This is a genomic window from Mesorhizobium shangrilense, assembly GCF_028826155.1.
Classification (GTDB): domain Bacteria; phylum Pseudomonadota; class Alphaproteobacteria; order Rhizobiales; family Rhizobiaceae; genus Arvimicrobium; species Arvimicrobium flavum.
Window position 1 is genome coordinate 1,331,310 of record NZ_JAQGPN010000001.1, and the last position, 20,833, is coordinate 1,352,142.

Below are 20,833 nucleotides of genomic sequence, written 5' to 3' on the forward strand. Positions count from 1 at the left end.
GTCCCCAGTGGTATGTACCACGCCGGCAAAAGGCGTCAAACGGATTTACGGAGAAGCATCTCTCGCCGCGCGGCGTAGGCCGCGAAGGCGCGGTCCCAGTCGGCCATGGCGTCTGGCTGCGGCTCCTGACGCCGCGCGATGCGGCGCGTGGAGACAGACGCCTGCCGGATCGACGGGAAGAGACCGACGGCGGTGCCGGCGAGAAGCGCGGCGCCGCGCGCTCCGAACTCGGAGCCGGCGGGCACGGCGATAGGCTTGCCGAGCGCGTCGGCCAGCATCTGCGTCCAGATCAGGCTGTTGGCGCCGCCGCCAGTCAGCAGGATGTCGCCGTCGACCGCCGGCAGATGCTGCATCAGGTCGCGCACGGCGAGCACGACACCCTCATAGACGGCGCGCATCATGTGGGCGCGGCCGTGGCGCGGCGTCAGCCCGAAAAAGCCGGCACGCGCCTGCTGGTCGAAGACCGGCGCAATAATGCCGCTGTCGGAGAGATAGGGCAGGAAGACTACGCCGTCGGAGCCGACCGGGACGTCCGAGATCATGGCGTCGAGCCGCTGGAACAGCGCCCTGTCGCGCGTCGTCTCGCCGAGGATGGTGTCGATCGCCCAGTCGAGATTGAGGGTGCCTGCGACGTTCACCATGGAGCGGAACCAGGCTTCGGCGGGCAGCGTGAACAGCAGGCCGAGGTCGGGCGGCGTGAAGACCGGTTCGTCGGAGACGACGCCGGCGATGCAGGTGGTGCCGAGCACGATGAGGGCGGTTCCGGCCTGAAGGGCGCTGGCGCCGACGATGGTCGACGGCACGTCGCCGGCGCCGATGGCGACTGACGTGCCTTCCGCGAGGCCGAGTTCGGCCGCTGCGGCGGCGGTCAGATGGCCTGCAAGGGCCTCGGAATCCTCGGCCGGCGGCAGCTTGCCGGCGACGGCCGCCAGCCCGAACAGCTTCAGCATCTCGGCGCTGCGGTCGCGACGGCGCGCGTCACCGGGCGCGACGGCCGCCTCGGTCCGGTCCGCTGACGCGATGCCGGTCAGCTTCATGCGCAAAAAGTCCTTGTAGCTGAAGATGTGCGCGGCAGCGCCGAAGATGTCAGGTTCGTTCTCCCGCAGCCAGGCGGCGACGGGCAGCGTGCAACCCTGCTGCATGACGCAGCCGTCGGCGCGGAAGATGCGGCTGTAGAAGTCCGGGTCGGCAGCCAGCCGCTCGTCCAGCATCTCCTGCGTGCGGCTGTCCTCCCAGTTGATGCCGGGGCGAAGCGCATTGCCCTCGGCATCGACCAGCCATGCGCCGACCATCGCCGCGGATATGCCGATCGCCGCGATCTGGTCCGGGCGCACGCGGGCCTCGGCCATGACACCGCGGATGGCGGACCTCGCCGCGTGCCATGCGCCGTCCGGATCGACCTCGCACCAGCCTGTGCGCGGTCGGCTCAGTTCTACCCGCTCGGCAGCGCGAGCGGTTTCGGTTCCGTTGAAGTCGAAGAGCGCGGCCTTGGTCAGCGTCGAGCCGGCATCGATGCCGAGGAGATAGCGTTGCATGCGGATCCGTCAGGAGAAGGCCACCGACGGAGTGCCCGGTCCGATCCCATGCGATTTTCACGCGAACGGTGGAAGGCAGCCGCAGGAGGCGGGCAACAGAGAGGGCACTTCTGCCCAATCAGCGACATCGATGCAAGATCAGCAGACCGGAGGAGCGCAAGCCCAGTGCAATGGCGGAGCGCAGGTGGCCGCGGCCCCGATCAGCCCTTCACGTCCGTGGCGGGACGGTCGCCGCCGGGCGCGACCTCCTCGTGCCAGGAGCCGTCCTCCGTCTGAAACTCGATCTGCTCGGTAGCTCCGCCGAGCTGCTGCTCGGCAGCGGCTGCCTCCGCGGCACGGCGTGCTGCGTCGTGCGTGCCGAACGTCTCGGAAAAGACGTCGCCGACCTTGTAGGCCCATCCGCCGTCGTGCTCGACGATCTCGTAGGTGACTTCAGCCATGCTCACCTCCTGCATTGTCGTGGAAACGCCGAAACGCCGGTAGCGTTCCGCAAGGTCCACATGCCGGCTAGCGCCGAGCGCGATCACCCCGCCATTCGGTCGGCGCGCCAGCCGCTCCAAAAACGTGCCGTTCTTGCGGCGATTCCGATGCGGGAAGTCTGCGATCGTCTTGTCCGTCTTGTCGTTGCCGACACAGCCGCCGGATTCTCCAGTCACCATCGTTGTTCGATCAAGGGACGGATCGACAAGGATAGCATTCCGCGACCATCTGAGACACCCCGTCAAAGCGAGCCTCTGATAGTCAACGTCGCGGACTTGGCGCGACCTGGCGGTTCAGTTCGCCTGGACCACCGTAACCGCAATCATATGGAAGATGTCATCGGCGGTGCAGCCGCGGGAGAGATCGTTGGCCGGCTTGGCAAGGCCTTGCAGGATAGGTCCGATGGCCTCCGCCCCGCCGATCCGCTGGGCGATCTTATAGCCGATGTTGGCGGCGTCGAGATTGGGAAAGACGAAGACGTTGGCCTCGCCATGCAGCGCCGAGTTGGGGGCCTTGGCGGCGCTTACCGCCTCGACGAAGGCGGTGTCGAACTGCAACTCGCCGTCGATGACCAGATCAGGGTCCGCGCTACGCACCATGCGGGTTGCCTCGGCCACCTTCGAGACGCGCTCATGAGCGGCGCTGCCATTAGTCGAGAACGACAGCATCGCCACCTTCGCCGCGCCGCCGGCCAGCGCTTCGTAGGAACGGGCAGACATGCGGGCGATGTCGGCGAGGCCGGCGGCGTCGGGATCGACCACCAGACCGCAGTCGGCAAAGACGAAGGCGCCCTTCTTCACGTGGTGCGGCTGGCACAGCATCATCAGGAAGAAGCTCGACACCAGCCCGACGCCCGGGGCGCGGCCGATGCACTGCAACGCCGCACGCACCGTGTCGGCCGTGGTGGCGACCGCGCCGCCGACTGTGCCGTCGGCTTCGCCCTCGCGCACCATCATCGCGGCGAACATGAGCGGAGAGCGCACCGCCTCGGCAGCCGCAATCTCATCGACGCCCTTTGTCCTGCGCAGCTCGTGATAGGCCATGGCCAGGCGTGGCGTCAGCGGCGAGTTGACGGGGTCCTCGATGGCGATGGGTATGCCGGACGACCCGGCAGACGCGAGCCTCTGCTCGATGATCTCGTGGCGTCCGACGAGTATGATCTCTGCAACGCCCTCGCGCACGGTGCGCAGGGCTGCCTCGACGACACGGGGGTCCTCGCCCTCGGGCAGCACGATGCGGCGCGGCGAGGTCTTGGCGGCAAGCAGAATGCGCTCGAGCGGTTTCATCAGGCGTGCCCCAGATAGTAGATGCCGGCGAGGACGAGGAAGCCGATGAAGCTCGTCTCGGTGACGATGAGGGCGACCCCGCCGCCGACGTCGAGCACGCGGCGTTCCTCGGTGTTGAAGCGTTGGGGCGCGGCGATGTTCATCAGTTCAGTCCCGGATCACCATGCTTTGGTCCGCCCGCCCGGCGGACCGGGCAGGCGTGGGTTCGAGGTCAGGCGCGCTGCTGCGGCCGCATGTCGGCGCGATCAATGCCTGCCACAGGCACCGGCTTCTTCATGGCGTCGCGGCGGAAGGGCTCGCCCAGTTCCTGGTTGAGGATGACTTCAACGAAGGTGGTGATGCCCTTGGCCTGGTCGTCGATGGCCTTGGCCAGCGCCTCGGTCAGCTTGGCCGTGGTGTCGACGACGACGCCCTTCAGGCCGCAGCCCTCGGCCACCTTGGCGTAGCTGAGGTTGGGGTTGAGCTCGGTTCCGACGAAGTTGTTGGCGTACCAGAGCGTCGTGTTCCGCTTCTCCGCGCCCCACTGGTAGTTTCGGAAGATCACCATGGTGATCGCCGGCCAGCCCTCGCGGCCGATGGCGCCCATCTCGTTCATCGAGATGCCGAAGGCGCCGTCGCCGGCGAAGCCCACTACCGGCACGTCGGGGCAGCCGATCTTGGCGCCGACGATCGACGGGAAGCCATAGCCGCAGGGGCCGAACATGCCCGGCGCCAGATATTTCCGGCCCTGTTCGAAACTCGGATAGGCATTGCCGATGGCGCAGTTGTTGCCGATGTCGGTGGAGATGATCGCTTCCTTGGGCAGCGCGGCCTGGATCGCCCGCCAGGCCTGGCGCGGCGACATGCGGTCGGCCTCGCGCAGGCGGGCGGTGGCGTTCCACTCGGTGCCCGGATCGTCGTCCTCATGGTCCATCGACGACAGCTGCTGCAGCCAGGCCGAGCGGGTCTGGTGGATTGCCGCCTTGCGCTGCTCGCGGCCATCGTTGCCGGCCGACGGGGTCAGTTGCTCCAGGATCTGGCGGGCCACCTGCTTCGCATCCCCGCAGATGCCGACTGAGACCTTCTTGGTCAAGCCGATGCGGTCGGCATTGATGTCGACCTGGATGATCGCGGCGCTCTTCGGCCAGTAGTCGATGCCGTAGCCCGGCAGGGTCGAGAACGGATTGAGGCGCGTGCCGAGCGCCAGAACGACATCGGCCTTGGCGATCAGCTCCATCGCCGCCTTCGAGCCGTTGTAGCCGAGCGGACCGACGGCCAGGCGGTGGCTTCCGGGGAAGGCGTCGTTGTGCTGGTAGCCGCAGCAGACCGGCGCATCGAGCCGCTCGGCCAGCGCCATGGATTCCTGGATGGCATTGCCGATGACGACGCCGGCGCCGTTGAGGATCACCGGAAATTTGGCTTCCGACAAAAGGCGTGCGGCCTCGCTGATGGCCTGGGGCCCGCCGGCCGGGCGCTCGAAGCGTACGATTGAGGGCAGGTCCACGTCGATGACTTGGGTCCAGAAGTCGCGCGGGACGTTGATCTGCGCGGGTGCGCAGCCGCGCCAGGCTTTTTCGATGACGCGGTTCAGCACCTCGGGAATCCGCGAGGGGTCACGCACCTCTTCCTGGTAGCAGACCATCTCCTCGAACATCGCCATCTGGTCGACTTCCTGGAACCCGCCCTGGCCAATGGTCTTGTTGGCCGCCTGCGGCGTGACCATCAGCAATGGCGTGTGGTTCCAGTAGGCCGTCTTCATGGCGGTGATGAAGCCGGTCACGCCGGGGCCGTTCTGGCCGATGGCCATCGACATGGCGCCGGTGGCGCGGCTGAAGCCATCGGCCATCATGCCGGCATTGGTCTCATGGGCGCAGTCCCAGAACTTGATGCCGGCCTTCGGGAACAGGTCCGACACCGGCATCATGGCCGAGCCGATAATGCCGAAGGCGTGCTCGATGCCGTGCATCTGCAGGACTTTGACGAATGCTTCTTCGGTCGTCATCTTCATTTTCTTGGTTCCTTTCGATACGGACGGTCCGGCCTTGGGAGGCTTAGAGGATCTCATCCTTGAGGTAATACCAGCGGTACATTCCCCACTGGCCGAGGCGCCTGAATGGCGTCAGCAGGCCATGGCTGGGCAGAGGGGAGGTGAAGATCGGCAGGTCGAGGGCGCCGCCCTTGCCGGCCACCATCTGGGCCATGCGACGGCCCGCCTGTGCCGAATACATGACGCCGTTGCCGCCGTAGCCCATGGCGTAGAACAGCCTCTGCTTCGGATCGGGCTGGAATATGCGCGGCATCATGTCGTGGCTGACATCCACCCAGCCCCACCAGGAATAATCGACCTCGATGCCGCGCAGAACGGGAAATTTCCGGTGCAGTCCGGCGAGCAACAGGTCGAGATGCTTCGGATTGACGGCGTCGCGGCCGGTGATGGCGCTACGACTGCCGATCTGAACGCGGCCGTCGGGCAGCATGCGGTAGTAGTGGCGCAGCGTGCGCGTGTCGGTGAGCGGGATCAGCGTCTTGAAGTTCAGCTCCTGGCGCTCACCGGGGGTGAGCGGGCGCGTGACAATCGAATTGGACAGGATCGGCATCAGCCGGTGGCGCGTCAGTTCGTGCAGGCCGGGCGAGGTGTATCCAGCCGTGGCGATACAGACCGTCCGAGCTCTCACGATGCCGCCTGGCGTGCGCAGGTGGTGGACGCCGCCCTTGAGCTCGCTATCCAGAACCGGGCTCGAGGTGTGCACTTTCGCCCCCAGCTTACGGGCGAGCCGGAGGTACCCGAATGCGAGCTTGGCGGCGTGGATGCCCATGCCGTCGGGCTCGTACATCGCGCCCTTGGCCTCGGCGTCACGGACGAAGTCGTTGTGCACCTCGTCGCGACCGACCATGCGGGCGCGATAGCCGAACACCTCGTTGAGCAGGCGAGTTTCCTTCTCCAGCGCCGGTAGCACCTTTTCGCGGTGGACGATGTAGAGATGGCCGCCGTCCTGCGGATCGCAATCGATCTCCGGCTCGCGGATCAGGCCGCGGAACAAGTCGAACGCTTCCGAAATCTCGCTGTGCAGCTTCCTGGCGACGTCGACCCCCCAGCGCTCGATCCATTGCGAACGCTTGAGCCGCCCGGCCGAGATCTGCGCCTGGCCGCCGTTACGGGTCGAACAGCCCCAGGCGACCCCGTTGGCTTCCAGCACGGTCGCCTTGATGCCGTGTTCCCGGGCAAGGTGGATTGCGCAGGAAAGGCCCGTGTAGCCCGAGCCGACGATTGCGACGTCGACATCGATGTCGTGCAGGACGGGACCATCATCCTCGGGCTCGGCGCCGGCGGTGGCGATCCAGTAGGTCGGGGCATAATCCTTCCCGTCGCCGGGGTGGGGTGCATGCACCGGGTCATAGGCTGGATCGAACGGCCTGCGCTGTGCCTTGGGCCTGACAAGCTGCTGTTCCATTTTCGTGGGTCCCCCCTGAATGCGCTCAGGCGCCGGCCGCGATCAGCGGCCGGTTCTTGCGGAAGGCCTGCTTGCGCACGATCTTGCCGTCACTGAGCGTGAACAGATCGCAGCCCTCCGCCTCGACGCGGGTGCCGTCGGCGTTGGTGCCAGTGAACGTCCATTCCGACACCGCGCGGTCGCCGTGCACGAAGTGGCTGTGATGTGCCCAGTGAGCATCGGGCATCGCCTTCCAGACGCCGCTGAAGGCGTTGGCGATCGCCTCTGCGCTTTCGAAGCGGACACCGTAGGCCTCCGGGCCGCCGACCGCGTTGAAGACGCAAGTGTCGGCGAAGAAGCTCATCACGCCGTCGATGTCGTGCCTGTTGAAGGCGTCGAACAGTCGGGCAAGGTCGTCGGCGATTAGCGCCATGGTGTGGTCCTCGTATTTTCCGGGCGGCAGGCATGGCTCCGCCGTTGCCGGGCAGGCCGGCCGATTGAACAGTCGTCAGGTGGGTTGCGGGGCCGCCCTAGTCGGGCGGCGCTGTTGCCGGGTGGCCGGGCGCCGTCATCAGATCTTGCCCTTCCACGGGATCAGGATCTTCTCCAGGTAACGGAGCAGCAGGTCGAAGGCGAAGGCGAAGATGCCGATGACGATGATGCCCATGATGACGGTGTCGCTGGCGAGGTATTCGGCGGCGTTCAGCACCATGAAGCCGAGACCCCGGTGTGCGGCCACCATTTCGGCGGCGACCAGCGTGGTCCAGCCGACGCCGATGCCGATGCGCATGCCGGTGAAGATCTCGGGAAGCGCCGCCTTGAGAATGACCTGGGTGATGACCTGCATGCGGGTCGCGCCCATGGCATAGGCGGCGTGGATTTGCTCGATCGAGACCGACCGGACACCGGCGCGTGCGGCAATCGCCATCGGGGCGAAGATCGCCAGATAGATCAGGAACACCTTCGGGAATTCGCCGATGCCGAGCCAGATGATGATCAGGGGCAGATAGGCGAGCGGTGGCAGCGGTCGGTAGAACTCGATGATCGGGTCGAACAGTCCCCGCACCGTACGGTTGACGCCCATCAGGATGCCGACCGGGACTGCCGTTATCAGCGCCAGCGCGAAGGCGCCGAGCACGCGGCCAAGGCTGGACAGCGTGTGCTGGGTCAAGGTGGAGTTGGAGACGCCCTCGGTCATGGCGGCGACGAACTTGTCCCACACGGCGAGTGGCGAGGGCAGGAACAACGGCTTGACCCAGCCCATTTCGGTGATCAGCAGCCACAGTCCGAACAGCACGAGCGCGGTGACCAGGCTGATATGACCGCTCATCCCGTCGCCGGGCGCTCCGTAGATCTTGCCCGGGCGCACGGGCCTGGCCCTCGACAGGCGCTCAAGCATGGAGGAATTTCGGGCTTCCGGACTGCCGCTCGTCGCCATAGATGATGCCGAGGATCTGTTCGCGCATGTCGATGAAATCGCGGCTGGACTTGATTGCACGGGCATTGCCCTCCTCGAGGAAGCGCCGGTTGAAGTCGAGTTCGTAGGTGTGGGTGATGCGGCCCGGACGCGGCGACATGACGATCAGCCGGGAGCCCAGAAACAGGGCTTCCTCGACACTGTGGGTGATGAAGAAGAACATCTTGTTGGTGAGCTGCCAGACCTTGAGCAGGAGCTCCTGGATGGTCTCGCGGGTCAGCGCGTCGAGCGCCGCCATCGGCTCGTCCATCAACAGCATCGCCGGGTCGCAGGTCAGTGCACGAGCGATGCCGACGCGCTGCTGCATGCCGCCCGACAGGTGATAGATCATGTGGCGGTGAAAATCCTGCAGACCGACCAGCGCCAGGTTCTTGGTGGCGAGTTCGCGCCGCTCCGCCTTGTCTACGCCGCGCAGCTTCAGCCCGAATTCGGTGTTGTCGATGACGTTGAGCCAGGGCAGCAATGCGTGTTTCTGGAACACCACGCCGCGATCAGCGCCGGGGCCGACGACCTGACGTCCGCCGAGTGTGATGTCGCCCGCGGTCGGGGACATGAAGCCGGCCATCAAGTTCAGCAGCGTGGTCTTGCCGCAGCCGGAGGCGCCGAGCGCGACGACGAAATCGCCGCTATTGATCTCGAGGTTCACGCCCTTGAGCGCAATGACCGCCTGGTCCGTGTAAAGGCCTGGGTAGGTTAGGCTGACATTGCTGACGTTGAGGGTTTCCATCGCGCCGCGCCTTTCGGATATTTCGCTGGGAAGAGAGGCAGCCGCCGGCACGCGCACCGGCCGGCGGCGCGCCTGGATTACTTCGACGCCTCCTTGGCATAGCTACTGTTGACGAAAGGCGCGTAGTCGTCGAGCGCCTTATCGATCTGCTTCTGCGCGACGAGGAACTTGGCGCTTTCGTTCAACGCCTTGATGGCGCCGCCACCTAGCCAGGTCTCGGACGCCTGCTCGTCCGCATTGGGGAACGACAGAAGGTTCAAAGCCTCGACAGCGCCGGCGCCATCGCCGCCGATCAACTTGACGATGCCCTGCACTTGCGGGGAGTCCGCCGTCCAGCTTGCCTTGTTCTTGTTGTAGTCGGCGTAGGATTCTGCCAACACCTTGGTGAAGGCGGTCATGAACTTCTGATTGTCGGCGGCCCATTTCTTGTCGGCGACGATACCGTCGAAGGTCGGCACGGAGGCCGCGCCGATGGACTCGGAATCGGCGATGGTCTTGCCGTCCTTGAGCAGTTCGGTCAGCGCCGGCGGCCAGACATAGGCCGCGTCGATGTCGCCGCGTTGCCATGCGGCAAGGATCTGCGGCGGCTTCATGTTGAGGATGTTGACCTCACGCGGATCGACCTTCCACACCTGCTCGAGACCGACCAGGAGGTGGAAGTGCGAGGTCGAGACGAAGGGGACGCCGACATTCTTGCCCTTCAGGTCCTCCGGCTTCTCGATGCCCGAGCCGTTGCGCACGGCGAGCGCTTCCGACTTGCCGATGTTGTCGAGGATCCAGAACAGTTCGAGGTCGACGCCGCGGGTGGCCGCGGCGGTGGTGCCGGTCGAGCCGATCACACCGATCGGCACGTTGCCGGAGGCGAGAGCGGTCGAGATGTCGCCGCCCGAGCTGAACTGGCGCCAGTCGATGGTGTAGCCGGCCTCCTTCGCGGCTGCATCGAAACGACCGTCGGCGATGGCCGTGACGAACGGTCCGACGATCTGCTGGTAGCCGACGACAACGGTCGTCTCGGCATAGGCGAAGCCGGCTGCGAATATACCTGCCGTTAACGATACCGCGCCGGCCAAGTTCTTGAAATGCTTGAATTCAATCATGGTTACCCTCTTTGTTTTGGTAGCTTCCGGTTAGTCCGGGAACTTGCCGACTTTGGCGTCGGTCTTGGTTCTGGCTCATAGGGTTAGAGGAGAGCCCCCGATTGCCTTATATCCAGATTGGAAGTTGAATGACTCCAGTTCGACGACAGGCGGTCATGGCGCACCCGACGGTTTCAGAGACAGTGTTCTTCCTCGACCGCTCCAGCCGGGTCGGTTTGCAGGCGCAGATCCGAGAGACTGTGGTTTCTGCGGTCCTCGCTGGCCGCATCCAGCCGGGTGCGCAACTGCCTTCGACGCGCAAGCTCGCCGCCTATCTCAACATCTCGCGGATCACGGTGACGCTCGCCTACCAGGAGCTGGCGTCGCAGGGCTATGTCGAGGCGGCGAGCCGTAGCGCCTACCGCATTTCCGACAATCCGCCGACCGGGCTGCTGCCGGCCGAGGCGCCGCAGGCGTCAGGCGACGTCGTCGACTGGTCGGCCAAGCTGCGGTCGAACTTCATTGTCGCCAAGCCGATGCGCAAGCCGCTGGACTGGCGGCGCTATCCCTATCCGTTCCTCTATGGCCAGATGGACACCTCGCTGTTCGATCTCACGGCGTGGCGCGACTGCGCCCGGCGTGCGCTCGCGCGCGAGGATTTCGAGCTGATGGCCGGCGACTTCGCTGCCGCGGATGACGTGCGACTGGTCGACTACATCTCCTCACGCACCCTGCCGAGCCGCGGCATCAGGGCAAGTCACGACGAGATCCTGGTCACGGTCGGCGCCCAGAACGCGCTTTGGATCGTGACCCAGCTGTTGCTGCGCCAGGGTGCGCATGCTGTCTGCGAGAATCCTTGTCATCCCGATATGAGCGCCTCGCTGATGCTGAGCGGGGCGCGGGTGACCGCGATCGACGTCGACAAGGAGGGCCTGCCGCCAGAAGCCATCCCTGCACAGGTCGACGCGGTTTTCGTCACGCCCAGCCATCACTCCCCGACAGGAGCAACCATGCCGATCGAGCGCCGGATGCGGTTGCTGGAGGCCGCCGCCGAGAAGGACTTCATCATCATCGAGGACGACTATGAGTTCGAGATGAGCTTCCTCGCGCCGCCGTCTCCGGCACTGAAGGCGTTCGATCGCAGCGGCCGGGTTTTCTATATCGGCAGTTTCTCCAAGTCGCTCTTCCCCGGACTGAGGCTCGGCTACCTCGTGGCTCCCGCGCCTGTCATCCGCGAGGCGCGTGCCTTACGCGCCCTGATGTTGCGCCATCCGCCCGGCCACCTGCAGCGCACGGCCGCCTATTTCCTGGCGCTCGGCCACCATGACGCGGTGCTGCATCGCATGCGCGGCGAGTACCACAAGCGCCACATCGTCATGGCCGGGGCGCTGAAGCGCGAGGGCTTCACCATCGCGGGATCGTCGGCCTTCGGCGGCACGTCCTTCTGGATCGAGGGGCCGAAGGGGCTCGACGCGGACCTGTTGATGGCCGAACTCAGGCAGGACGGCGTGCTGATCGAATCCGGCTCGCCATTCTTCCCCGACGACGATGGTCCGTGCCGCTTCTTCCGAATGGGCTATTCGTCGATCCCGCGCGGCAATATCGATGAGGGAGTCGTGCGAACGGCGGCACGCATCAGGCATCTGATGACGGAAGGGCCGGACAGTCAGGGACGATGAATGGCAGCCGAATTTCCAATGGACCTCATTTGCCCCGACGGACGTCGATGTCACGGTGCGAGCGCAGGACCGCAATGGTTCGCCAACGCGGCGCCCATCGAGATGGCGTTCAAAGAACTCGAGGCGCCGCGGCAGCTTCTTCGACGCGGCAGGATATAAGGCTACCGAAACGCGACCGCGTCAGACTTTGGGCTTTGCGGTGCGTTTTGCCTTCGCCGGAGCGGCCGCCGACGCCTTGGAGGCTGCTGCCATCCTGGGCGCGCGCGATCTCTTCACGGCGGGCGGGTCGGGTGGCGCCTGCTCACCGGGCTGGCGACCCTCGGCGGCCATTTCTACCTCCACCTGTCGCGTCGCTTCCGACCAATGGCGCTCGTGGCTGCCGTGCGAGCGGCCTTCGCGCTCCCAAAGCTCGTAGGCGCGCGCGCGAATCCTCTTTTCCTTGTCGGGCATCTATCCTCCTTGAGCGCCGGGGCGCAGTTCATCAGCGGGATCGACGTCCGACACTTTCCACCCAATCGGGTTTTCGCTCAAGAGCCCGGGTCCGGGTCGCCGCTCTCCCCGACAAGCGCGCCCGCATGGGCGCACAGATCGGCAAAAGCCGCCCGCGCCTCCTCGACGCTGGCCTTGCCTTCGAGGGCGGCATTCACAACCTCCAGTGCAGACTGATAGAATGGCCCCCGTCGGGCGTGCGGCCAGTCGATCAGGACCTCGCACGCGCCCTCGACGGAGCGGACGTCGCGAAGCGTGTTGCTGTCGCCCGCCTGCACGCGGACAGGCCTTTCGAACATATGTTTTGTCATGCGCCTCAAACCAAAGCTTCCGCGATCCCGTCGGTATCGCCCGCGAACAATGCTGTCGTGGGCGCTCTGGTTCCGCTTCCTGGAACGGTTAAGCTCCTAGCCCGTTGTCCGGGCTGTCCCTGGAGGATGAGATGGCAGCACCCCGCGCGGCCTGGAAGGGCTACGTCAAATTCGGCTCGGTGGCATTCGGCGTTAAGCTGATCGGCGCCATATCCGAGGCCGACAAGATCCATTTCCGCATCCTGAACCGCAAGACGCGGGAGCCGGTGAAGTCGGCCTATGTCGACGAGAAGACCGGCAAGATCGTCAGCGCAGAGGATCAGGTGAAAGGCTACGAACTCAGCAATGGCGACATGCTCGAGATCGAGCCCGACGACATCAAGGCGCTCAAGCCGGTGTCGGAGCACACGCTCGCAATCAGTGAGTTCGTCGATCAGGACGAGATCGACCAGCGCTACCTGGAGAAACCCTATTACCTGATCCCGGCGGATCGTGCGTCGTCGGAGAGTTATGCGCTCTTCCGCGATGCGCTGAAGAAGAAGGGCGCCGCAGCGCGCTCCAGCGTGGTCCTCTACCAGCGTGGGCGCGAGGTTGTCATCGGGCCGAGCGGCAAGGGGCTGGTCCTAACGACGCTTCGCAACAACAACGAGGTCGTCTCGGAGAAGTCTGCGTTCGACGGGCTGAAAGAGACGAAGGTCGACCCGGAAATGGCGGAGATCGCCGGCCTGATCATCGAGAAGAAGCAGGGCAAGTTCGATCCCTCGAAGTTCGAGGATACCTACGAGAACGCCCTGATCGAGATGATCCGGGCCAAGCAACAGGGCAAGGCCCCGCCCAAGCCGGCGCCGAAGCCGAAGGAAAACGTGGTCAATCTCGCCGACGTGCTGCGAAAGAGCCTTGAGAAGGAGGGCGTGAAGGCTCCGGCCCGGCAGAAAGAGCGGAAGCGGGCATAGGACCATGCGCTTGTCCAGCGGCCCGGGCGTTAGCGCGGGGAGGCTGCAAACGGGATTCGCGCTTGCTTCGCGGGCGATCTGTGACCATCCTCGCGCCCTCATACGCAGGATCGCCAGATGCCCTCTCTCAGTCTCAGGATCAACCTCGACCCGGAAGGGCGTCTGGGTCCCGGCAAGATCGATCTACTGGAGCAGATCGCCGCCTTCGGGTCCATCTCGGCGGCGGCGCGCGGCATGGAGATGTCGTACAAGCGCGCGTGGGACCTCGTCGAGGAGATGAACAGGCTGTTCCCGAAGCCGCTCGTCTCCGCCAAGACGGGTGGCAGGCGAGGGGGAGGGGCCGAACTCACGCCGGCCGGACTGGCGGTCGTGGCGCGTTTCAGGGCGATCGAACGAGCCGCATCGGCGGTCGCCGAACCGCACCTGCGCGCCCTGCAGCAGGAGATCGCCCAGGACTGACCCCCGGCCGCGGATAGCCCGGACGACCCAAACGTTGGTCCACGGTCAAATTCCGGCGCAGATTGCACAGAAGTCGGCTAATGGCGGACAGGACTTCCCCGCCGCAGCCTCTCCAGCCCTCTCTCGCGCCGATGCCGAACTCCAGGAAAATCTCTCCAGATCAACGCTACGCCGCGTTCCGCCACAGCGCGTTCCTGCGCTTCTGGATCGCCCGCTTCTTCACCACCTTCGCGACGCAGGTGATGTCGGTGGCGGTTGGCTGGCAGATCTACGATCTGACGCGCGATCCCTTCGATCTCGGACTGGTCGGCGTCATCCAGTTCGCGCCGGCGCTGTTGCTCGTCCTCGTCACCGGCGCCGTTGCCGACCGGTTCGGCCGCCGGCTGATCATGGGGCTCGCAGGGCTGCTGGAGACGTGCTGCGCCCTTGCTCTCTTCCTGCTCACCCTGCACGGATTGACTGCGCCGCTGCCAATCTTTGCCGTGCTTGCCGTGTTCGGCGTGGCGCGCGCCTTCTTCGGCCCGGCCTCCGCCTCGCTGGTGGCAAATCTCGTTCCACCGGAAACCTTCGCCAACGCAGTGGCCTGGAACTCGACAGCATGGCAGACGGCGACCATCGTGGGTCCCGTTGCCGGCGGCCTGCTCTACGGCGTCGCGCCGGAAGCAGCCTATGCAACCGCGGTCGTGATGCTGTCCGTGGCCTCGATCCTCATCTTCTCCATCCCGAAGCCGAGACAGCGCAGCGAGGCCGAAAAACCCTCGCTGTCGACCATGTTCGCCGGCTTCCGCTACATCTGGGGCGAAAAGGTCGTGCTCGGCGCGATCTCGCTCGACCTTTTCGCGGTGCTGCTCTCCGGTGCGATTGCGCTGATGCCTGTCTATGCCCGCGACATACTCGAACTTGGGCCGTGGGGGCTCGGCCTGTTGCGCGCCGCGCCCGGCATCGGCGCGATCACCGTCGCCATCTGGCTCACAGGCCATCCGATCCGTGACCACGCCGGGGTCGTCATGCTGTTCTTCGTCGGGCTCTTCGGCGCGGTGACCGTGGTGTTCGGCCTGTCCACCGTGCCGTGGCTGTCGATTGTGGCCCTAGCGCTGCTCGGAGCCACCGACATGGTGAGCGTCTATATCCGCCAGACGCTGATCCAGCTGTGGACGCCGGACCGGGTGAGGGGCCGGGTCAATGCGGTGAACATGGTTTTCGTCGGCGCGTCGAACGAACTCGGGGAGTTTCGCGCCGGCACGATGGCGGCCCTGATCGGCACCGTGCCGGCGGTGGTGATCGGCGGCATCGGAGCCGTTGCGGTCGCCGGTCTGTGGGCGACGATGTTCCCGGCACTGCGCAAGGTCAGGCATCTCGACGGCAGGGTGTGAGGCGGAGCCGAGGCGATCCGGGCTAAACCCTGAGCCGCTTTGGCGCAAAGACCTCCACCGCCTCGGCGTGCCCCTTGATAGGATGGCTGCCGCAGCGCTCGAAAAGGTCGTGCCCCTCGGCCCAGTCCTCGATGAACGCAGCACTGGCCAGCGCAGGACGGTCCACGACGCGGGTCAGCGCCTCGACGCTGAATGCCACGTTCACGGCATCGCCGAGCGCGGTGTTGGTCTCCTTGCCCATCGAGCCGATGGCCGCTTCGCCGACATGCAGGCCGATGCGGCAGTCGAGCGTGATGCCGTATTCGTCGCGCAGCAGTTGGCGGGTCGGCGAGCAGGCCCAGATCTCGACCGCCCGCAGGGCCTCGGCGGCGTGAAGGGCCTTGAGGCGGATGGCGGGTTCGGTGCCGTGCCAGTAGGCGAAGACGCAATCGCCGATGAACTTGTCGATCGAGGCCCCGAACTCGCGCAGCACCGCGCGGCAATCGGCATACCACTCGCGCAGCAGGTCGGCGACCTGCTCGGCGCTCAGCAGGGCGCTGATCTGGGTGAAGCCCTTGAGATCGGCGACGAACATGGTCATCGCTTGCGTGGCGACCGGAGCGTGGAGAAGCTGCGACATGGTCGTGTTCGGGCTTGCCGGCCCCGTCGTCCGCGTGGCCCCGATCCCGGAGGTGAAGATCAGCACGCAGTCGGCCAGGCGAATGCGGTCTCCGTCGGCCAGCACGCGGGCGGAGGTGAGGGCGACCTCGTTGACGTAGCTGCCGTTCGCACTGCCGAGGTCGATGAGCCAGTAGTGCGCGCCGTCCTTGCGTATGGTGGCGTGCTGGCGCGAGACGCCCGCATCGGACAGGCGAATGGTCACGCCCTCGCTGCGCCCGATGAGGGTGAAGTCCGCCAGCTCGAATGTGTTGCCTGTGATGACTTCCCGCAGAAGGGCTGACATGCGGCTGCCCCTATTGTCAGGCGTAGCGCTGCAAAGCTGTCGTCACATGTGGTCTGCGGCGCGCATCATGCACCGCAAGCCGGTGCACGGTCCAGCGCTTTGTGGGGCGAGGGTCCGTCCGCGGGCGGTCTACCGCTGCGGGCGGCCGAAGATGACTTCGAGAAATTCGACCAGCCAGCGCTTCAGGTGCATGTCCCACACGAGGCGGCCGCCGAGGTGGTCGCGGCCGGGTTGCGCGCCCGGCAGCTCGAAACGTTGGGCCCCGCGCACCACCCAGCGCTGCATCATCACGCGCGTCAGTTCGGCGTGGAACTGGATGCCCCACGCATTGTCGCCGTAGCGAAAGGCCTGGTTGGGGTAGGCGTCGGCCGTGGCGAGCAGCGTCGCGTCCCTGGGCAGGGAGAAGCCCTCGCGATGGAACTGATAGACCATCTCGGGCCAGTGCATCAGCGCCTTGCCCTCATCGGTGGCCTGAAGTCCGTACCAGCCGATCTCGACGAGGCCCTGGTGATGCCCCTCGACCTTGCCGCCCAGATGATTGACCAGCATCTGCGCGCCCAGGCAGATGCCGAGGAAGGGGCGGTTCTCCTTGAGCGGGACCGCCAGCCATTCGGTCTCGCGCTTGACGAAATCGTCGGGATCGTTGGCGCTCATGGGACCGCCGAACACGACTGCGCCCGCGTGATGCTCGAGCGTCTCCGGCAGCGGATCACCCAGTGGCGGGCGGCGTATGTCGAGATCGAAGCCGCTCTCGACGAGCAGATGGCCGACCCGTCCCGGGGACGAGGTCTCCTGATGTAGAATGGTCAGGATCCTTGGTCGTTCGGCTCGCGGCATGCGTCTGTGGTCAGTTGACGGAGTTCGATCCCGTTCGCCGCTGCGCCGATTGGCGCGCTGCGATGCGGTCGCGGCCGCCGACACCAATCAGTTCGGCAACACGCCACAGCGTGTTGTCCTCAAGCTCGTGGAGTTCGCCGTCCGCGTAGCAGACTTCCCACATCAGGCGGATGAAATCCACCCGCTCCTCCTCGTCGAGGTGGCGCTTGAGGACGCTGGTGAAGGCATAAAAATCGATGGCCTCGTTGTCCGCCTTCTCGCCGGCCAACAGCAGACGCTCCAGCGCCGGGCCGTCGAGCCCGTAGGCGTCGGCCAGCAGCGTCTTGATCCGCTCGCGCTCGACATCCTGGCGGACACCGTCGGCGTCCATGACGTGGAACAGCAACGCTGCGGCGGCAATTCGGCAATCGTCACCCGGATCCTTGCCGGCCGAATGGGGAAGGTCCCTCAGAAAGGTGAGTAGTCGTTCCAACATGCGATTGCCCTTGCGCCGGCGTGTCCGGCGGCCGATGCCCAATTTGCCTACACTTAGGAGGAACGCCGGCGAAATGCGAATTTTTCGTCGGCGACGCGTTCAAAAGAGCCTGAACTTCCGCGGCGTGTTGTCGTTCGCCTCGGCCGAATCGACACCCGGATCGTCGGGAGGGCGCGCGGGCTCAAACCCCACTGCCCGGGGCAAGTTGTCGGCGGCGTCTGGCGGCACCGGCATCGCGGTGGTGTCGGCGGCGGCCTGCATTGCCGGCGCAGCCGGCGTCTGCGAGGGCTGCACGGGTCCCAACCGGCCGGTCTCGTCAAGCGTGTCCGGGGCTTCCCGTGGGCCGGCAGTTGGCGTTGCGCCGGCAGTGGCCGGAGTCGGTACTGGGGAAACTGGCTCGACCGGCTCGAGCGCCTGGACGGGCAGGGCCGGAGTACGGGCCCGTTCATCGTCCTGTTCGATGAGCTGGCCGAGCCTTTCAACTGGAACCTTCCACTCGAAGGCGTCGAGACGGCCGGTGACCGGCGAGGTCGCCGCCCAGCGGTCGGAAACATAACCGTCGGCCACCCAGGCGGGATCGCGCGGCGCGCGCACCGCCTTTGCCAGCCATTGCCGGATGCGGCCCTGGTCGCCGCTTTCCGCTTCCTCGATGTCCGCCAGCAGAAGGTATGCCCGCTCCTGCGGGTGAAGCCTGACGGCCGAAGCGGCCTCGGCGCGCGCCAGCTTGAAATCACCCGCATCGAGCGCCGCACGAGCGACGGCCAGCGCTGATTCCGCGTTGTTCTGGCGCAGGGACTGCAGCTTCTTCGCGCGCTGCAGCCGGTCGCCGACCGCATCGCCCGGACGCGCGTGGATGTAGAGGTCGGCGATCTCGGGATGCGGCTCGGCCTTCCACGCCGCCTCAAGGATCCTGGCGCCCTTGCGGACGTCGTTCTGGGCGAAATACGCCTTGGCCGCGGCGATTGCGGCAGGCGCAAAGTAGGGCTGCAGCCGGTTCGCCTCGATGGCAGCGGCCCGCGCCGCGTTGCGGTCTGTCTCGGCGAGCGCCATGGCCTTGGCGGTCAGCAGCACGGCGCGGCGGCGGGCGGCCGCGTCCTTGTCCACCTGCTTGGACGACCGCTGCGCGTCGACCAGGCGCAGAGCGCCATCCCAGTCGCCGCGCTCGGCCTTGTCGTCGAGCGTCGCCTCTGCCGCCCAGCCCAGCTGCGGCGCCAGTTCGGCGGCCCGCGCCGCGTAGTGCCGCGACACGTCGCGTTCGCCGAGCCGTTCGGCTTCGAGGTAGAGACCGCGCAGGCCGAGCAGCCGCATCTCCGGGTCGTCGAGCATAGCCTCGAACTTCTTGCGGGCAGCCTCGTGGTCGCCTTCAAGGATCGAGGCCTGCGCCTCGAGGAGATGGATGAGCGGTTCCTGGTCCGAATTGATCAGCTTCGCCGCCTGCTTGTTCATGTTGCGGGCGAGCACCGCGTCGCCGGCTCCGGCGGCGATCATCCCGGTGGAAAGCGCCTGGTAGCCGCGGTCGCGGCGGCGCACCCGGAAGTAGCGGGCGACCAGATACGGGCTGTTCCAGACGATCTTCGTCAGCCACCAGACGATCATGACGGTTGCGACGACCGCGGCGATGGCGACGGCCGCCACCATCAGGCTCACCTGGTACTGGTAGCCATCGAAGGAGATGACCATGTCGCCCGGGCGATCGGCGAGCCAGGCGAAGCCGAGGCCGAGCCCGAAGACGACGAGGAGAAAGAAGAGAATACGGATCATTCTTCTCCCCTCACACGGTCTTCATTGCGTCGGCGATGGCCTGATCGACCAGCGTTTCGACATCGAGGCGGGCTTTTGTCCGGGCGGCGAACTCGCTTCCGGCCGTCTTGGCCGCATCGGGTAGCGTATCGTACTCGGCCAGCGCCTTGGCAAGGTCGCCCGCCTTCACGTCAGCCTCCATGCGGGCGACCGTCTCGGGCACGCCTTCGCCCGCGACCGCGCCTATGGGGCGCACGGTGACCAGGGACGATGCGCTTTCCCACAAACGGTCAAGGACGCCGGCGTTCGGATCCACCGGCTTGCCGGCGGCGATCATGGCGCCTGCCGCTGCATCCAGCTCGGAGGCCAGGGCTTCGCGGCTGGCGACGCCTTTCTCGGCATGGGCGCGCAGCGCCGTCAGCTGGGGCAGGTTCGGGCTGATCGCCGCCAGCGTTTCGAGCTCGGCGGCGAAAGGCTGGCCTCTGTCGACCGCACTCTTCAGCGAGGACGTGGCAATCGAGAGAGCGATCCGGGGCTGGTCGGCCTGCGCCTCCACCTTGCCCGTTAGGGCTGCCAGCGTCTGCTCGATCTGCGTAAGCTTGGCGTCGCCTGCGCGCACGGCATCCGTCACGGCCTTGGCACCGGCCTGAAGCTCAGCGATCTTCTGGTCGATCGGACCGAGATCGACGGGAGCGCCTGCGCCGCCCTGAGCGAGTTGGGAAATCTGCGCCTGCAGTTCGGCAACCTTGCCGTCGAGTGCCGCAAGCGCGGGATTTTCACCGGCATCGCCTGCATTTCGCAATGCGCCAAGGTCTCCGGCAAGCGCGTCGACCTTTCCCTGCAGGTCGGCAATGGCCTGCTGGACGCCCGAGGCGTCCGGGCCGGGCTGCTGGGACGCCATCTCCGAACGGAGCGCGGTCAACTCGGCGCGCAGGCCGTCCACTGCCGCCGCATCTCCCGCTCTGTTGCCCGGTGACGGCAGGAACCCGCCGTATTGAAGCACGCCGGCTCCGCCCAGCGCGATGACGCCGCCAACGATGCCGGCGGCGATGGTCGAGAAGGCGCTGCGCCGCGGCGCTTCCGCCGCCGGGGGCACGGTTCCGCCCGGCCTGCTTGAGGCGGCGGCCGAGGCGTTGCGACCGAAATCAGACGCTGCACTGGTGGAGGATTGCGCCCCCGCGCTCGTCTTCCCGCTCGTGGTCGGTTCGTCTGGTTTCGAGCTTGCCGCGGGCTTTTTTTCCGGCTCGCGCGACTTCGCGGCTTCCGCGCTGGCGTCGGCGGTCGGTTTGCCGTCGCCGCTGCCTGGGGAGGTGGCGAACGCTGCCGACGTGGCAAAGGCGGATTTCCCTGCCGATGCGCCGGCCGCTGGCGTCTCCGCCTCCGCCGTTTCCGGCGCAAAGTCTGCCTGGCTCGGCCGTTCCGATGCGGCGGCCGTCGCCTGCGCGGCGTCGGCGGCAGCCGTGTCCGCCGATTCGGAGGGAACCCGGGTCGCCTCGAGATCGATCGTCACCGGATCCTTGCGCGCCTTGGAGTGCCGCGTGCTGGGAGTTTTGACCATGTCCGTCTCCGCCGTACCTTCGTCG

At 66.3% G+C, this 20,833-nt stretch carries 21 protein-coding genes; 4 read left to right on the forward strand and 17 right to left on the reverse strand.

Annotated features, from left to right (window positions below; translation table 11 throughout):
- Positions 1-35 precede the first annotated feature (35 nt).
- From PD284_RS06570 to tauA, 10 genes are all read right to left on the reverse strand, one after another.
- Positions 36-1,535: an FGGY-family carbohydrate kinase gene (locus PD284_RS06570; RefSeq protein WP_274627414.1), complete on the reverse strand. Its 1,500-nt coding sequence runs from the start codon at positions 1,533-1,535 to the stop codon at positions 36-38.
- Positions 1,536-1,735: 200 nt separating this feature from the next.
- On the reverse strand, positions 1,736-1,975 hold the full coding sequence (locus tag PD284_RS06575) for a DUF2188 domain-containing protein (RefSeq protein WP_274630557.1): 240 nt from the start codon (positions 1,973-1,975) through the stop codon (positions 1,736-1,738).
- A 333-nt stretch (positions 1,976-2,308) separates the two neighbouring features.
- Positions 2,309-3,301 (reverse strand): phosphate acetyltransferase, encoded by a 993-nt coding sequence (pta, locus tag PD284_RS06580; RefSeq protein ID WP_274627415.1) that lies wholly within the window; start codon positions 3,299-3,301, stop codon positions 2,309-2,311.
- Positions 3,301-3,444: a hypothetical protein gene (locus PD284_RS06585; protein ID WP_274627416.1), complete on the reverse strand. Its 144-nt coding sequence runs from the start codon at positions 3,442-3,444 to the stop codon at positions 3,301-3,303. The genes pta and PD284_RS06585 overlap by 1 nt, the downstream gene beginning before the upstream one ends.
- 68 nt (positions 3,445-3,512) lie before the next feature.
- On the reverse strand, positions 3,513-5,288 hold the full coding sequence (gene xsc, locus PD284_RS06590; protein ID WP_274627417.1) for a sulfoacetaldehyde acetyltransferase: 1,776 nt from the start codon (positions 5,286-5,288) through the stop codon (positions 3,513-3,515).
- Positions 5,289-5,331: 43 nt separating this feature from the next.
- Positions 5,332-6,732: an FAD-dependent oxidoreductase gene (locus tag PD284_RS06595; protein WP_274627418.1), complete on the reverse strand. Its 1,401-nt coding sequence runs from the start codon at positions 6,730-6,732 to the stop codon at positions 5,332-5,334.
- Between the two features lie 25 nt (positions 6,733-6,757).
- Positions 6,758-7,144, reverse strand: coding sequence for a nuclear transport factor 2 family protein (locus PD284_RS06600; protein WP_274627419.1), 387 nt, complete (start codon positions 7,142-7,144; stop codon positions 6,758-6,760).
- Positions 7,145-7,282: 138 nt separating this feature from the next.
- Positions 7,283-8,110, reverse strand: a complete 828-nt coding sequence (locus PD284_RS06605) for an ABC transporter permease subunit (protein WP_274627420.1) — start codon at positions 8,108-8,110, stop codon at positions 7,283-7,285.
- Positions 8,103-8,915 (reverse strand): taurine ABC transporter ATP-binding protein, encoded by an 813-nt coding sequence (locus PD284_RS06610; protein ID WP_274627421.1) that lies wholly within the window; start codon positions 8,913-8,915, stop codon positions 8,103-8,105. The genes PD284_RS06605 and PD284_RS06610 overlap by 8 nt, the downstream gene beginning before the upstream one ends.
- A gap of 77 nt (positions 8,916-8,992) precedes the next feature.
- Entirely contained in the window at positions 8,993-10,012 is a 1,020-nt protein-coding gene (tauA, locus tag PD284_RS06615; protein ID WP_274627422.1) for a taurine ABC transporter substrate-binding protein, read from the reverse strand.
- Positions 10,013-10,167: 155 nt separating this feature from the next.
- Here tauA and pdxR point away from each other — a divergent pair, with 155 nt between their 5' ends.
- Positions 10,168-11,670: a MocR-like pyridoxine biosynthesis transcription factor PdxR gene (pdxR, locus tag PD284_RS06620; RefSeq protein ID WP_274630558.1), complete on the forward strand. Its 1,503-nt coding sequence runs from the start codon at positions 10,168-10,170 to the stop codon at positions 11,668-11,670.
- Between the two features lie 180 nt (positions 11,671-11,850).
- Here pdxR and PD284_RS06625 read toward each other — a convergent pair whose 3' ends face one another.
- Positions 11,851-12,120: a DUF2934 domain-containing protein gene (locus tag PD284_RS06625; RefSeq protein WP_274627423.1), complete on the reverse strand. Its 270-nt coding sequence runs from the start codon at positions 12,118-12,120 to the stop codon at positions 11,851-11,853.
- Between the two features lie 77 nt (positions 12,121-12,197).
- Entirely contained in the window at positions 12,198-12,470 is a 273-nt protein-coding gene (locus PD284_RS06630) for a DUF982 domain-containing protein (RefSeq protein WP_274627424.1), read from the reverse strand.
- Between the two features lie 131 nt (positions 12,471-12,601).
- Between PD284_RS06630 and ku the strand changes: the two genes are divergently transcribed.
- The 3 genes from ku (at position 12,602) to PD284_RS06645 (ending at position 15,255) form a co-directional block, all read left to right on the forward strand.
- Positions 12,602-13,423, forward strand: a complete 822-nt coding sequence (ku, locus tag PD284_RS06635; protein WP_274627425.1) for a non-homologous end joining protein Ku — start codon at positions 12,602-12,604, stop codon at positions 13,421-13,423.
- A gap of 117 nt (positions 13,424-13,540) precedes the next feature.
- Entirely contained in the window at positions 13,541-13,882 is a 342-nt protein-coding gene (locus PD284_RS06640) for a winged helix-turn-helix domain-containing protein (RefSeq protein WP_274627426.1), read from the forward strand.
- Positions 13,883-14,013: 131 nt separating this feature from the next.
- A complete protein-coding gene (locus PD284_RS06645) occupies positions 14,014-15,255 on the forward strand; it encodes an MFS transporter (protein WP_274630559.1) in 1,242 nt (413 codons plus the stop codon).
- 22 nt (positions 15,256-15,277) lie between these two features.
- On the opposite strand, the gene PD284_RS06650 is transcribed toward PD284_RS06645, so the two are convergent.
- The 5 genes from PD284_RS06650 to PD284_RS06670 form a co-directional block, all read right to left on the reverse strand.
- Positions 15,278-16,198, reverse strand: coding sequence for an adenylate/guanylate cyclase domain-containing protein (locus PD284_RS06650; protein ID WP_274627427.1), 921 nt, complete (start codon positions 16,196-16,198; stop codon positions 15,278-15,280).
- Positions 16,199-16,327: 129 nt separating this feature from the next.
- Positions 16,328-17,035, reverse strand: coding sequence for a glutamine amidotransferase (locus PD284_RS06655; protein WP_274627428.1), 708 nt, complete (start codon positions 17,033-17,035; stop codon positions 16,328-16,330).
- A 10-nt stretch (positions 17,036-17,045) separates the two neighbouring features.
- Positions 17,046-17,510, reverse strand: coding sequence for a tellurite resistance TerB family protein (locus PD284_RS06660; RefSeq protein ID WP_274627429.1), 465 nt, complete (start codon positions 17,508-17,510; stop codon positions 17,046-17,048).
- Positions 17,511-17,609: 99 nt separating this feature from the next.
- Complete coding sequence (locus PD284_RS06665; protein ID WP_274627430.1) at positions 17,610-19,271, reverse strand: heme biosynthesis protein HemY; 1,662 nt, start codon at positions 19,269-19,271, stop codon at positions 17,610-17,612.
- Positions 19,272-19,281: 10 nt separating this feature from the next.
- Entirely contained in the window at positions 19,282-20,808 is a 1,527-nt protein-coding gene (locus PD284_RS06670; RefSeq protein WP_274627431.1) for a COG4223 family protein, read from the reverse strand.
- Positions 20,809-20,833: the final 25 nt, after the last annotated feature.

Excerpts from the sequence above, each read along its gene's own strand:
- PD284_RS06570 (WP_274627414.1), bottom strand. The coding sequence starts at position 1,535 with ATGCAACGCTATCTCCTCGGCATCGATGCCGGCTCGACGCTGACCAAG.
- PD284_RS06575 (WP_274630557.1), bottom strand. The coding sequence starts at position 1,975 with ATGGCTGAAGTCACCTACGAGATCGTCGAGCACGACGGCGGATGGGCC.
- pta (WP_274627415.1), bottom strand. The coding sequence starts at position 3,301 with ATGAAACCGCTCGAGCGCATTCTGCTTGCCGCCAAGACCTCGCCGCGC.
- PD284_RS06585 (WP_274627416.1), bottom strand. The coding sequence starts at position 3,444 with ATGAACATCGCCGCGCCCCAACGCTTCAACACCGAGGAACGCCGCGTG.
- xsc (WP_274627417.1), bottom strand. The coding sequence starts at position 5,288 with ATGAAGATGACGACCGAAGAAGCATTCGTCAAAGTCCTGCAGATGCAC.
- PD284_RS06595 (WP_274627418.1), bottom strand. The coding sequence starts at position 6,732 with ATGGAACAGCAGCTTGTCAGGCCCAAGGCACAGCGCAGGCCGTTCGAT.
- PD284_RS06600 (WP_274627419.1), bottom strand. The coding sequence starts at position 7,144 with ATGGCGCTAATCGCCGACGACCTTGCCCGACTGTTCGACGCCTTCAAC.
- PD284_RS06605 (WP_274627420.1), bottom strand. The coding sequence starts at position 8,110 with ATGCTTGAGCGCCTGTCGAGGGCCAGGCCCGTGCGCCCGGGCAAGATC.
- PD284_RS06610 (WP_274627421.1), bottom strand. The coding sequence starts at position 8,915 with ATGGAAACCCTCAACGTCAGCAATGTCAGCCTAACCTACCCAGGCCTT.
- tauA (WP_274627422.1), bottom strand. The coding sequence starts at position 10,012 with ATGATTGAATTCAAGCATTTCAAGAACTTGGCCGGCGCGGTATCGTTA.
- pdxR (WP_274630558.1), top strand. The coding sequence starts at position 10,168 with ATGGCGCACCCGACGGTTTCAGAGACAGTGTTCTTCCTCGACCGCTCC.
- PD284_RS06625 (WP_274627423.1), bottom strand. The coding sequence starts at position 12,120 with ATGCCCGACAAGGAAAAGAGGATTCGCGCGCGCGCCTACGAGCTTTGG.
- PD284_RS06630 (WP_274627424.1), bottom strand. The coding sequence starts at position 12,470 with ATGACAAAACATATGTTCGAAAGGCCTGTCCGCGTGCAGGCGGGCGAC.
- ku (WP_274627425.1), top strand. The coding sequence starts at position 12,602 with ATGGCAGCACCCCGCGCGGCCTGGAAGGGCTACGTCAAATTCGGCTCG.
- PD284_RS06640 (WP_274627426.1), top strand. The coding sequence starts at position 13,541 with ATGCCCTCTCTCAGTCTCAGGATCAACCTCGACCCGGAAGGGCGTCTG.
- PD284_RS06645 (WP_274630559.1), top strand. The coding sequence starts at position 14,014 with ATGCCGAACTCCAGGAAAATCTCTCCAGATCAACGCTACGCCGCGTTC.
- PD284_RS06650 (WP_274627427.1), bottom strand. The coding sequence starts at position 16,198 with ATGTCAGCCCTTCTGCGGGAAGTCATCACAGGCAACACATTCGAGCTG.
- PD284_RS06655 (WP_274627428.1), bottom strand. The coding sequence starts at position 17,035 with ATGCCGCGAGCCGAACGACCAAGGATCCTGACCATTCTACATCAGGAG.
- PD284_RS06660 (WP_274627429.1), bottom strand. The coding sequence starts at position 17,510 with ATGTTGGAACGACTACTCACCTTTCTGAGGGACCTTCCCCATTCGGCC.
- PD284_RS06665 (WP_274627430.1), bottom strand. The coding sequence starts at position 19,271 with ATGATCCGTATTCTCTTCTTTCTCCTCGTCGTCTTCGGGCTCGGCCTC.
- PD284_RS06670 (WP_274627431.1), bottom strand. The coding sequence starts at position 20,808 with ATGGTCAAAACTCCCAGCACGCGGCACTCCAAGGCGCGCAAGGATCCG.